The sequence below is a fragment of the Paenibacillus sp. USHLN196 genome (assembly GCF_037144955.1).
GTDB classification, from domain to species: domain Bacteria; phylum Bacillota; class Bacilli; order Paenibacillales; family Paenibacillaceae; genus Paenibacillus; species Paenibacillus xylanexedens_C.
The window spans coordinates 13180-25495 of record NZ_JBBCYH010000013.1 but is presented as its reverse complement, the minus strand read 5'-3'; the positions used below and the strand labels follow the sequence as shown (position 1 = coordinate 25495).

The 12316-nt window shown below is 47.1% G+C and carries 11 protein-coding genes; 10 read left to right on the top strand and 1 reads right to left on the bottom strand.

The features are described 5' to 3' along the window. Positions 1-170: 170 nt before the first annotated feature. The 6 genes from WFI24_RS25810 (at position 171) to WFI24_RS25785 (ending at position 5593) form a co-directional block, all read left to right on the top strand. Positions 171-764, top strand: coding sequence for a DUF2087 domain-containing protein (locus WFI24_RS25810; RefSeq protein WP_336765003.1), 594 nt, complete (start codon positions 171-173; stop codon positions 762-764). A 446-nt stretch (positions 765-1210) separates the two neighbouring features. Further along, positions 1211-2320: a ribosome small subunit-dependent GTPase A gene (gene rsgA / locus WFI24_RS25805; protein WP_145321351.1), complete on the top strand. Its 1110-nt coding sequence runs from the start codon at positions 1211-1213 to the stop codon at positions 2318-2320. A gap of 56 nt (positions 2321-2376) precedes the next feature. Further along, complete coding sequence (locus WFI24_RS25800) at positions 2377-2715, top strand: L,D-transpeptidase (protein ID WP_062833875.1); 339 nt, start codon at positions 2377-2379, stop codon at positions 2713-2715. 295 nt (positions 2716-3010) lie between these two features. After that, positions 3011-3550, top strand: a complete 540-nt coding sequence (locus WFI24_RS25795) for a GNAT family N-acetyltransferase (RefSeq protein WP_145318710.1) — start codon at positions 3011-3013, stop codon at positions 3548-3550. 168 nt (positions 3551-3718) lie between these two features. Continuing rightward, on the top strand, positions 3719-5194 hold the full coding sequence (locus WFI24_RS25790) for an aldehyde dehydrogenase family protein (protein ID WP_336764883.1): 1476 nt from the start codon (positions 3719-3721) through the stop codon (positions 5192-5194). Between the two features lie 246 nt (positions 5195-5440). After that, positions 5441-5593, top strand: a complete 153-nt coding sequence (locus tag WFI24_RS25785; RefSeq protein ID WP_186327703.1) for a hypothetical protein — start codon at positions 5441-5443, stop codon at positions 5591-5593. 119 nt (positions 5594-5712) lie between these two features. Here the strand turns inward: WFI24_RS25785 and WFI24_RS25780 are convergent, their stop codons facing one another. Next, positions 5713-5952, bottom strand: coding sequence for a hypothetical protein (locus WFI24_RS25780; protein WP_074094612.1), 240 nt, complete (start codon positions 5950-5952; stop codon positions 5713-5715). A 422-nt stretch (positions 5953-6374) separates the two neighbouring features. On the opposite strand from WFI24_RS25780, the gene WFI24_RS25775 reads away from it, so the two are divergent. The 4 genes from WFI24_RS25775 to WFI24_RS25760 are packed head-to-tail and all read left to right on the top strand — an operon-like array spanning position 6375 to position 12156. After that, a complete protein-coding gene (locus WFI24_RS25775) occupies positions 6375-6695 on the top strand; it encodes a hypothetical protein (RefSeq protein ID WP_336764882.1) in 321 nt (106 codons plus the stop codon). A 54-nt stretch (positions 6696-6749) separates the two neighbouring features. Beyond that, on the top strand, positions 6750-10754 hold the full coding sequence (gene essC / locus WFI24_RS25770; RefSeq protein WP_336764881.1) for a type VII secretion protein EssC: 4005 nt from the start codon (positions 6750-6752) through the stop codon (positions 10752-10754). Between the two features lie 16 nt (positions 10755-10770). Further along, a complete protein-coding gene (locus tag WFI24_RS25765) occupies positions 10771-11601 on the top strand; it encodes a hypothetical protein (protein ID WP_336764880.1) in 831 nt (276 codons plus the stop codon). Between the two features lie 6 nt (positions 11602-11607). Beyond that, positions 11608-12156 (top strand): WXG100 family type VII secretion target, encoded by a 549-nt coding sequence (locus WFI24_RS25760; RefSeq protein WP_145318696.1) that lies wholly within the window; start codon positions 11608-11610, stop codon positions 12154-12156. Positions 12157-12316: the final 160 nt, after the last annotated feature.

The following is a 12316-nucleotide window of genomic DNA, read 5'->3' as shown; positions in this document are numbered from 1 at the left end:
TCCTCCTTATTTCAAGCAATATAATCCTACCGTAAAAAACGGACCAATGCCAGTTCAAGCGTGAGTTTAACTCAGGCAGACAGACTTGACCTCATAGGAGTTGACTTGAAAAGAAGAATAGACTAATATCGAATTAGATATTTATCTAAACGAAAGCGAGATGAACGATGATGCAGCTGGAGAAAATTGTGGCTTATCATAAAGCTTTGGCTGACCCGACCCGGCTTCGCATGCTGCTGTTATTGGCACAGGGTGAACTGCACGGGCAGGCACTTGCCGAGCGGCTCAATCTGTCACAGCCAACCGTGACACATCATGCATCCAAGCTGAGAGAGGCGGCGCTGATTAAGGAACGACGGGAGAAAAATACAGTGTATTTCACACTCAATCCTTCGTTTATCCGCGAGAATGCACAGGCTTCGGTTGATTTTATCTTTAAGCGAGAGGAGGTTACGGATATGAGTGAAGTGAATGAAACATTGAAAGCGTCAGTCATGAGAAATTTTTTCTCCAAAGATGGACGATTGCGTCAGATTCCGGCTCAATACAAGAAAAAACTGATAGTACTCGGTCATCTGGTGGAGCAGCTTGAATTCGGTCGCAAGTACACGGAGAAAGAGATTAATATATTTATACAGCAGTATCATGAGGATTTTGCGACCATTCGGCGGGAATTCATCATGCATCAGTTCATGTACCGGGAAGAGGAGATCTATGAATTGAATCCGAAGGAAATGTGGACGCGCTGGGATCAGGTCAAATAGAGTAGGCTGGTAAAAATAGTTTGGGCTTGACAACTGCAAAGCTCAGTGTGTAACATAATGGATAATTCTACAAGGGAGGCGATTGTTTATGACAAACTTAAATGCTGTATACGTTAATTTGAATATGAACAGCGTCTCCGGAACGGATCAAAGCATGTAATTTTACGTTAGGTGGATAGTAATATCCAATGGTAACGTAAAATATCGCATGCTCAGATGAAGCCACGGGTGACGAACCCGTGGCTTTTTTGTCTGCAATAAAGGGTGTTCCTTGAATTGAATGTAGCGGATGATCAATGCTCTATCCGTTATATCGATAACAAGGGCAGTCTTTCATTCGGATAACTACGTATTGCCACGGGTGTGTTTATACTCGTGGTTTTTTTGTTTTGATCTGGAACCGGAGACTAATGTTCAATCGGCTTGAACGAAGTAAATAACTTATTTTGGGAGGAATTTTTATTTTAGATAACCATATTGAGAAGTACGGCTGGTCTGCAAAGTGGCAGGAGCTATGGCAAGAGACAGGGATGAAGGATCAGGAGAGCAAACCAGCCAGAATTATCGCAGACCATGGACATCTGCAACGTTTGATCACAGAAGAGGGCGAGTGCTGGGGAAGAATTTCGGGCCGAATGCGTCATGATAGTCTGGAGACCAGCTTGGTGCCAGCAGTTGGAGATTGGGTGGCGATTACGGGCCAGTCAGGCGAAGAAGCAATTATTCACAATCTGGTGCCACGCCAGAGCCGGGTGTCTAGACAGGCCGCAGGTCCGGTGACCAAGGAACAATTAATCGCCGCAAACGTTGATACATTGCTGATTGTTGCTGCACTTAATCATGACTTCAATCTTCGACGGCTCGAAAGATATGTGATGATGGCTTGGAATGGTGGCGTAAGACCGGTCATTGTTCTGAGCAAAAGTGATCTGTGCCCGAATGTGGAAGAGCAGATCCGAAGTGTAGAGGGAATTGCTCCAGGCGTCGAAGTGCTGGCGATATCCGCTGTAGAGGACCAAGGTAAGTCTCTACTTGAAAGATATCTACAGCCAGGGTTGACTGTTGCACTGACAGGTTCTTCTGGTAGCGGTAAGTCTACGCTTGTGAATTGGATGATGGGCGAGGATGTACAACTTACCCAATCCGTCCGTGAGGGAGACAGCCGTGGAAGACATACCACAACTCATCGGGAGATGTTTGTGCTTCCACAGGGAGCGGTATTGATTGATACTCCGGGAATGCGTGAGCTTAATCTCTGGGATGAAGGCAATGATGGACTTTCGCATGCGTTTGGAGAAATTGAAGAGCTCGCGGCTACATGCAGATTTCTGGATTGCAGTCATACACGGGAAGCTGGATGTGCAGTGAAGGAAGCCATAGAGGATGGCTCATTGGATGAAAAACGGCTGAGCAATTATCTGAAAATGCAGAAGGAATTGCAATATCAACAACGTAAAGAAGAGGTAGCAACAAGAAGGCGAACAGCTTCCAGCAAACCGGCCAGTAGTCGCAAACCCAAACACTCCCGTAGTGTGAAAGAGTGGGAAGAAGTCTGAAATCAGGCGGGCAACATCCTTAATCTTGCATAAGATAGGTCAGGAGGGATGTCATTATGCCAGATTACAGGATCATTGTGGATCTATCCGACCACATGTTATATCTTCTGGATGGTAACCAGGTGATTAAGGGCTATCCAGTGGCAACCGGCAAGATGCTCACGCAGACTCCTAGCGGGGAGTTCACTATTATTAACAAACAATCCAACCCAGGAGGGCCATTTGGCGTGTTGTGGATGGGACTGTCTGCACCCCATTATGGCATACACGGAACCAATGAGCCTTGGTCCATTGGCAAATCCGTCTCCCATGGTTGTATACGCATGTACAACTCGGATGTATTGGATCTGTCTTCCAAGGTTTCTGTAGGCACGAGAGTAACGATCCGGCCGTAGGGCCGGATTTTACTTTATAAGTGCGTGTTCAAAAATACTGGTTTTCAGTACCGAGAAGATGGGATGAAGCTAGAAATGGAGTAGCAGAGCGTAGGGAAAACTACGTGAGCAACGGACATTTCGGGGATTCCATATTCGATGCTGATGATGCCGTTAGGCATCCTTTGTAATCAAAAGCGGGATTTTTGAACAACCTCTATAAGAGGGACTGAAGTGGATGAATTTGGAATTAAAGAAAGAAGAACATATAATATGGTAAAGCTACGGCAGTTACGAGAGAAAGCGAGTGATAGCCATGCAGATCAGGCAGGCGCGTGAAGGGGATGCACAGGGAATAGCCCATGTACATACAGAGAGTTGGAAAACAACGTATCGCGGAATTGTGCCCGACGATTTTTTGGATCATTTGACTATAGAATCAAGATTGTCCCAGTGGGAAAAGACGATTCGCTCTGACGAAAAGGATCAGATCCTGGTAGTAGCTGAACAGCATGATGGGAACATTGTCGGATTTGCCTGTGGGGGTAGGGAGCGTGAAGGCAAATTAGCTTATGATGGAGAGTTGTACGCCATATATTTGCTGAAGGAAATGCAACAAACGGGGATAGGTCAGCAATTGGCTACACATGTTGTTAATCATCTGCGAACCCATAATATGAAAAGGTTGATCATATGGGCTTTGGAGCGTAATTCAGCGTGCCGCTTCTATGAAAAGATGGGAGGCTCTCCAGTCCATACACAGTCCATCCGCATCGGGGGTCAAGATTTGATTGAAGTTGGCTACGGATGGGAAGACTTGAGCCTCTTTGGAGAGAAGAGCCTGCCTGAAAGATGAAAGGCGTGTAGGGAGCGACGGAATTGGTGCATTGTATTGTTTCCTTAAGCCCAAGGAATGGAAGAGTTAATTCAGGTCTGCACGTTTGCGTAATTCTGAACAAGGTTAATGATGTATTACACTGTTTTGCAGGTGTGACATTCAATCTTGATCAGGAGGCGTATTCAGATGACTTTAATGGACACCGAACATACAACATGGACGAAACAATATATTAATGGCCAATGGGTAGATGGCTCCGGCGAGAAAACAATGGAGAATATCAACCCTTATACGGGAGAAGTTATTGCCACATGGCGCTCTTCCAATAAGAAAGACATAGATAACGCTTATGAATCAGCTCAGGAAAATTCGATTGAATGGGCAAAGTCTCTACCTGCTGTGAAGGAAGAGGTACTGCGTAAAGTTTCATCCCTGATGGCAGAGCGGAAAGACGAGATCGTTCAACTGCTGATCACGGAATCCGGGAGTACCCGAATCAAATCGGAGGCGGAGTTCGCAGCGGCTAAACGCATTGTGGACGAAGCAGCCTCATTTCCTTATCGGATGAAGGGGGAGATTATCCCTTCCAACACCACTGGTAAAGAGAACCGTGTGGTTCGTGAGCCAAAGGGAGTGATTGGTGTCATCGGACCATGGAATTTCCCTTTGCATCTATGCCTGCGATCCGTAGCTCCGGCAATAGCCCTTGGTAATGGTGTGGTTATTAAACCGGCATCGGACACTCCGATTACGGCAGGCTGGCTCATCGCCGATTTGTTTGAACAGGCGGGACTGCCTGAGGGCGTGCTGAATGTGGTTGCTGGAAGTGGCAGCGAGATTGGGGATTACTTTGTCACTCATCCGGTTCCTAAAGTGATCTCATTTACGGGTTCTACGGAAGTCGGACAGGGAATTGGCAAATTGGCTGGTGAACATTTAAAAGAAACGGCACTGGAACTGGGTGGTAACAATGCCATGGTTGTGCTGGAAGATGCCGACATTGAACGTGCTGCCGAAGCAGCGGTCTTTGGCAAGTTTCTGCATCAGGGACAGATCTGTATGGCTCTGAATCGCATCATTGTACATGCCGATATTTACGACAAGTTCGTTGAATCATTTGTTGCCAAAACGAAGAATATCCAGTCAGGTGATCCATCGGATGCCAAAACACTGGTTGGTCCTCTCATTCGGGAAAAAGAGGTAGAGCGATTACTGGAGCTTGTGAACAAAACCAAAGCTGAAGGAGCACAGTTATTGCTCGGAGGGACCAGCAAAGGCAGTGTGTTATCACCGACTGTACTTGCGGATGTCAAACCTGAACAAGATATTGTGCAGCAGGAATTGTTTGGTCCAGTGGCTGTGATCATGAAGGCAAGTGATGAGCAGGAAGCTGTGCGTCTGGCGAATGATACCCCGTATGGACTCAGTGGTTCGGTATTCACCAAAGACCTCAATCGAGGATATCAGGTCGCCCAGCAGATCGAATCCGGCATGGTGCATGTGAATGATCAGTCCGTGAACGATGAAGCGCATGTGATGTTTGGCGGTGAGAAAGCTTCGGGAATTGGACGCTTCGGCGGAGATTGGGCGATTGAGAAGTTCACACGTACTCGCTGGATCAGCATTCAGCACCAATATCGAGACTATCCGGGAGTACATTAAGTCGAAAAAAGTTGAATTAGCAGGGTTAATTGTGGAGGGTTAGAACGGTTCACCTAAAGATCGACAATTCATGCGAAATTCCGTCTCCAGCCTGAAGGGACAGGCTGTTTGCACGATTTTACACCTCAGAAAAATACTGCTTAGCCTAAGGGCGAAAAAGCTGTTTGGGGCTGTCTTTATCTGGTTATTTATGGATACACGGAAGAACCGATCCGTAAATCCAATGGAAAAGGGGCCCAGAAATTCATGTCCATTGACCGCTTTATTCTGAGGAAGCTGGATACCTGTCAGGAAGAACATACACGTGCCAATTTGGTTCGGCTGTTTGTCATTCGTATTCGTAAAGCCGAGATTGCGGAAGAACATGATGCCACCTATGTCCTAAGCAAACTGCATTAAATGATGACTAATATGGATCCCAATCTGCGGTTAACGTGTATACACAAAAAAGGAAGCTTGTCTTTAGCGACAGCTTCCTTTTTCATGTCTTATAATGAATGTAACTTGATGAACTCCTTTTAATATAACGATAAAGCAAGGGAGTCATTTTCACTTCGACTGTGGAGAATAGCTTCTCCGTTAACAATCTCAATACTAATCAAAGAATGCAGACATTTTTGAATGGCGCGTTTACCGTTGCTAATTTTATGCTCAAGAGCACTGCTAAGCAATCTTAATGTCTTCTGCATCGGTTGTTTGTTTTCTTGATTAAAATATACAGGGATTGATTTGTTTTGAAAGGTTATTAGGGTTCTCACTTGAAATCACCTCACGGGAGTTATTTCATACAGCTAATATTAAATTCCAATGCTTAAAATTACCTTAAAATCAGCTTATGAAAACATAAAGGTGGGTAATGTTTGAAAAGTGTTCACAATTAGATTGTGGGCGAAGTAATAAAAGTCCTGAAAAACTGAAGTTATTTCCCATTTAAATGGAACAAAAACAAAAAGTTTCGCATCCTCGCAATATTTAAATGCATAACTGCCACGAAAGTTCTGAGTCGAATGTACGATATTTTAATATATACGTGGGTCATATGTAACAAAATTACAGGAGGTACATTGCAAACAGGGTGTTTATGTAAGAAAATAGGGTTGGTATAACGATTCATTCTCTTTTTTTTTGATTTAATCTGACATTAGGACAATTTACATATGAGACCATGGGAGGGATTCGGATGATTCTTACCGTGTATTCTGGCCGCGAGGAAGGCGAATGGTTCGATATTGAGGTTCCGGACGAGTGTACCATTGAACATTTGAAGACATTACTCGGCGTTCGTATTTTCGGACAGGCACCGGGAGACGGCATTCAGTACATCCTTGAAGCAAAGTTCCCGGAAGGTCTGTGGTTCTCTCCACAGAACACGCAGCAGTTAATGGAAACCGGGTTGCGGCAAGGCAGTTGCGTACGTGTCCAGCGGGCATTTTCAACGACTTCAGAAGAAGCGCCTGTATATGGAAGACGTTCATTGTTTCAGCACGACAGCAACAAATAGGGCTTTTGAACGTATACATTCATTATTGAACGAACTAAAGGAGGTCTTCTCTTCGTGAATGTGTTATATCAGCGTTCTCCAAGAATGACACCGGTTCTCAAGGAAGAAGGGCTTGAAATACTCAGGCCTCCAACAGAACCGAGCAAACCCACGTTTTCCATGATATCCATTATTGTGCCGATCATGATGACCATGGTCAGCATTGGTTTCTACGTATATATCAACATGACCGGCAAAATGGGCAACAGCAATTATATGATGTTTCAGATGATGACGGTCATGATGATGCTTACTTCTTACACCATTCCATTCTTCGTGTATCTGAGCAACAAGAAATCATATCGCAAAAAATTGGAAGAACGCAAAGTCATGTATCTTGCTCAACTGGACAAACACCGCGAAGAACTGAAGGAAGCACAGGCAGAGCAAGTGAAGAGTCTGTACGAGATTCACGGTGATCCGGGTGTGTGTCTTCAAGTGGTGAAGAATCGGAACAGTTCCTTGTGGGAACGTTCACCGGAGGACGATGATTTCCTTCAAGTGCGTATCGGTACGGGAGAGATTCCATTCCGAATCAAGCTTCAGGTTCCACGGATTGATGGCTACGAAAAGGATGAGCTCATCGAGGCTGCCCATGAACTTGCGGCCGAATTCCAGACGGTACCGGATGCTTCCATCACATTGCCACTGTTTCAATCGAAAGTTATGGGGCTGGTCGGTGATCGGGATGAGGTTCTCGCTTCCCTGCGAGTCATTATCTCACAACTGACGGTACGGCATTCACCGGATGAACTCAAGCTTGCTGCATTCTATGAAGAGAAAGACAACAAAGAATGGGATTGGCTTCGCTGGATGCCTCATATCTGGGATGAAGACCAGGGACAACGCTATATGGCCGACAGGCACAGCGGTGCGCATCAATTGGCGGACAGCTTGTTTTCCGTGTTGAACCGGCGCCGTAACAATAAGGAAGAGCGTTACAAGAAAAGCGTGCAAACGCCGTGTTACGTTGTGATTCTCTCCGATACACAATTGATTGAAGAAGAACCGCTACTTCCGCTACTATTGGAGTCGGCGCAGGAGATCGATGTATGCACCATTATACTGGCTAATCGCAAGGAATCTCTTCCAATGCACTGTCAATTGATTATGGAAGCCTCCAAGGGCAAAGGTGTGTATATCAAAAAAACCGAAGATGCGGATGTTATTCAGCAAACGTACAAGCCTGATGTAATCTCGAAGGAGATGGCAGAGGCACTTTCCCGATATATGTCACCGATTCGTTTGAAGCGTTCATCTGCTTCGGATATCCCGCAACTGCTCCCGTTATTCGATATGCTGAGCACATCACGTGTGGAGGATCTGGATGTGGTGTCCAGGTGGGGACAGACGAGATATCCTGACACACTTCCCGTACCTATGGGCGTAAGAGCTGGTGGGAAAAAAATTGCTCTTAACCTGCATGATAAAATCGAACGTCAGGGTCATGGCCCCCATGGTCTGATTGCGGGTACAACCGGTTCAGGTAAAAGTGAGGTCATTCAGTCCATCGTAGCCTCACTGGCTGCTGAATTTCATCCACATGATCTGGCGTTCATGTTGATTGACTACAAAGGTGGCGGGATGTCCAATACATTTGTTGATCTGCCACATGTAGTGGGTACGATCACCAATCTGGATGGAAATCTGATTGAGCGGGCGAATATTTCCCTTCGTGCCGAACTGGTCAGAAGGCAAAAAATATTAAATGATGCGGGAAACCTCCAGCACATTGATGAATATTACAAGATTCTGCGTTCCAGACATGAGCAACCACTTCCGCATCTGGTCATTATCATTGATGAGTTTGCTCAATTGAAGCGGGACCAGCCGGAGTTCATGGATGAATTGATCAGTATAGCGGCCATTGGACGGACACTTGGGGTCCATCTAATCCTGGCTACCCAAAAGCCAGCTGGCGTTGTGGATGATAAAATATGGAGTAATTCTCGCTTCCGGATCTGCCTACGCGTACAGAGTGAGGGAGATAGCAGGGACATGATCAAGATTCCAAATGCTGCCTGGATTACGAAGCCGGGGCGTGGATATTTCCAGGTCGGTAGTGATGAAGTATTTGAAGAGATGCAATTCGCCTGGAGTGGTGCGCCGTATAACCAGCAGGAGGACGCAACGACTGTATTGCCTGTTATGGAAGTGCGCCTGAACGGTAAGCGGGAACCCCTGCTAACCGGAGAGCGGAGAGCCGTTCTTAAAGGGGAAGATGTTCCGAAACAGCTCCAGGTCTTTATTGACTATGTAGCGAAGGCTGCAGCAGATGCAGGTATCCGTCGTTTGCCAGGACCGTGGTTGCCACCTTTACCAGAGACACTGGAATGGGAAGGTCTTCAGGACTGGCAGGAAGAAGAGAATCGCGATGTGCTGCTTGATGGCGGCGCGAGTGGTCTGAAACCACTGGTTGGATTGCTGGATGACCTCCCTAATCAACGCCAGCAGCCGCTTGCATTGCCTGTGGATCAAGGCCATCTGGTCGTTTACGGCATGCCGGGACTCGGAAAAACATCATTTGTTCAGACCTTGTTGATGTCCTTGGCACGTTCCCACAGAACTGAACCTTGGCATGGTTACATTATCGATATGGGACGCATGATGAAGGATTTTGCAGCACTTCCTCAGATCGGTGGCGTGATGATGGCTGAGGAGGAAGACCGAATCAAACGGTTATTCCGCTATATTCTCAAGCTGTTAGCACAACGCAAAGATATCATCTCGGAGGCGGGCGTTAAAACGATTTCGGCCTACCGTCGGACAGCTCATGCGGCCGTCCCGCAGATTGTGGTGGTTATCGACGGTTATCTTTCATTCCGTAATGCCTACCCGGAAGAAAATGAACTTCTGGAGACGATCCTGCGTGAAGGCGGCAGTCTAGGCATCACATTTGTGCTAACTGCCAATCGGGTAACGGATGTATTTGAGAAATTCAGAAGCAATATTCCTAATGCAGTTTCATTTGAATTATCCGATCCAAGTGATTATTATTATGCCGTGGGAAGACCCTCCAAGGCACCAAACCAACTTCCGCCAGGTAGAGGTCTGGTTAAAGGGCAGGTGCCACCGTTGATGTTCCAGGCGGCATTACCTTCTGCTGGAGCAGATGAGGGCAAGCGTTCCTCGGCACTGCGCCGGACGATCGCTGAGATTCGCCAAGGCTGGACAGGGGAAGAAGCACCACAGATTGCTCCCCTTCCGGAAGAGATCAGACTCAAGGATCTACTCATTCGGACAGGAACATATGGTCAGGCTTGGGATACTTCGTCTGTAACTGTACCTGTAGGGCTGCTTACGGACGATCTGGAACCGTTCCAGCTTAATCTTCGTGAAGGCCCGCATTTCATGGTAACGAGTCCGATGGAAGGCGGCAAAACGACATTTTTGTTAACCTGGATGTTATCACTGGCTTATCATGCTTCTCCGGAAGATGTGCAAATATACACGGTAGATATGCGTTATGGTGCAGGTGGGCTGGGAGAAATCAGCAGTTTGCCCCATGTCCGTGGACACGTATCGCGAGAAGAACAGCTTGCACCTGTGATTCAACAGTTGTACGATGAAGTTCTGAAAAGAGGCGAGACTTCCGGTGGACCGGAACTTGTGCTCGTCATCGATGATGCGGACACCTTGTCCAAGCAGCTAAACGATTTTAATGTAAAAGATCAATTGGGAGCGATTGTTCGTCAAGGAAGGGATCGCGGTGTTCATGTCATTCTGTCAGGGGTACCCGCAGACTTCCCGACCTTTGGTTCTGACTGGGTAACGGATGTGAAGGCTTCCCAGAGCGGAATGCTATTCGGGACTTTAGACCCTAACGATCTCTCGTTCTTCCGTATACCTTATTCCGAATCCGGAGGTAGTTCAGCTGGGCTGAAGGTACTGCCTCCAGGTCAAGGTTATTATGTAAAACGTAAATATTCCAGGGTTAAAGGTGCAGTTTCATGTGATGACAGCTGGAAAATGACCGATTGGATTTCTGAAATTCGTGACCGATGGCATGTTGTAGTTTGAGGGGAGGTGGCTCATAATGTTGACGGTTCATGATTCTAAGCAAAAGGTAGTCACGTTGCAAACAAAAGAACTTTTTTTCCTGGCCGGTATTCTCGGTTCAGACCGACTGCTTGGTGTGGAAGATCCGTTTCGAGGCTATATGGCGGAGGATATCGCGATGGAGTGGGAGCGTGTCAAGACCTCCCTGCTTGACAAAGGATATCTGATTCAGGATCAGGAGACGGATGAGCTGATCATGACACCGACCGTTTTCTCCAGAGTAGCCATTGCCGGATTGTCCGACAGAGCTTGCTGGATTCGCTACACGATCAACGGCAAGTCATATGAGAGTTATATCCATTGCACGGATGAGCGGGTCGTTGAAGTTTCCCGTGTTGACGATGTACCAGACTCGTTCCGGCTTAACGATCTGGGAAGTGTTCGTGAGGCCATTGATGTCCTGATTCAGCGGATGAAATGGAGCGGCCATTCTCCTGCGGAGAAACCGGCATTAATGTGCTCCAAGAAAAAGTTTTATGATGTTATGAATGAACTGGAAAACAGCAAGGTAGAGACCGTAGCAGATGAACTCGCACAGGAGACAAGTGATCCTGAGGGGTCACTTGCGCTGGCACGCTGTCTGGTGGGTAAGGAGTCAGATGGGGAGCTTCGGTTGCTTGTATGGAATGAAGACGGGTGGAAGTCGCAGTCGGCAGCATTTGCTGCAAGTGCGGTATCCAACTGGTTGTTCCGGATGAGCACCGCCGCTTCAGATGATTGGCTTGTTGCAGCACTGACGACTAGAGAACAGTTTCACGAGATGCTGCTGGACTGGCTTAAACAGCCTGCAGGGGAAGAGGAAAGGTGATGGTAAATGCGCATTCGTGTGGAACCGGATGTGCTTCGGGCACTGAGCAGGCAGATTCAGTATGCAGCGGAGCAAATACAGCAAAAGATGACAGTGTTGGATCAGGCGATTCATTCGCTGGAGTGGGAGGTTGAATCCCGCGCAGCGGTGATGAGTGAATGGAATCACAGTAAACGACTGGGCGAGGATGCGCTCCGTCGTTTGATGGACTTGAGCGTACAGCTGGGACGCAAAGCGTTGTTATTCCAGCAGGCAGACATGGAGTATCGTTCCGTGCTGAGTCATGTGAACACAGCCTATGGTAATGCGGTCAATATGCTGAATGTTCTTCAGAACAACCGTACAGGAGAAATCATGCCTGCACATTCTGCAACTGTAGCTGTAGTATCCGATCCCCTTTCCGCAATGGCGGCCGTATACCGTGTGCAGGATGCCGCGCCGCCTGATGGCTCCCCCGCTACACTGGTGCAGGCCATGCAGCCTGAGCCGGTAGCATGGAGATTCACAGATCCTTCCTTTCGCGGTAGAAGAGGAACCGAGCCTGTGGTCTCCTGATCAGGGAGAATAAATGGACAGCAGAAAGTGAATTTTTTTGTAAATAGGCTGTTAGGAGAAGTTTCAAGTGCTGAAAATGGGGTAAATAGGAGTAGGTCCTTCGGCTTTTGTCCGATTGATCCTGGTATAGTACAATTTGAACAAGTAAAAAATTAATTGC

Coding starts and splice junctions, on each gene's coding strand:
- WFI24_RS25810 (WP_336765003.1), top strand. CDS start 171: ATGCAGCTGGAGAAAATTGTGGCTTATCATAAAGCTTTGGCTGACCCG.
- WFI24_RS25800 (WP_062833875.1), top strand. CDS start 2,377: ATGCCAGATTACAGGATCATTGTGGATCTATCCGACCACATGTTATAT.
- WFI24_RS25795 (WP_145318710.1), top strand. CDS start 3,011: ATGCAGATCAGGCAGGCGCGTGAAGGGGATGCACAGGGAATAGCCCAT.
- WFI24_RS25790 (WP_336764883.1), top strand. CDS start 3,719: ATGACTTTAATGGACACCGAACATACAACATGGACGAAACAATATATT.
- WFI24_RS25785 (WP_186327703.1), top strand. CDS start 5,441: ATGTCCATTGACCGCTTTATTCTGAGGAAGCTGGATACCTGTCAGGAA.
- WFI24_RS25775 (WP_336764882.1), top strand. CDS start 6,375: ATGATTCTTACCGTGTATTCTGGCCGCGAGGAAGGCGAATGGTTCGAT.
- WFI24_RS25765 (WP_336764880.1), top strand. CDS start 10,771: ATGTTGACGGTTCATGATTCTAAGCAAAAGGTAGTCACGTTGCAAACA.
- WFI24_RS25760 (WP_145318696.1), top strand. CDS start 11,608: ATGCGCATTCGTGTGGAACCGGATGTGCTTCGGGCACTGAGCAGGCAG.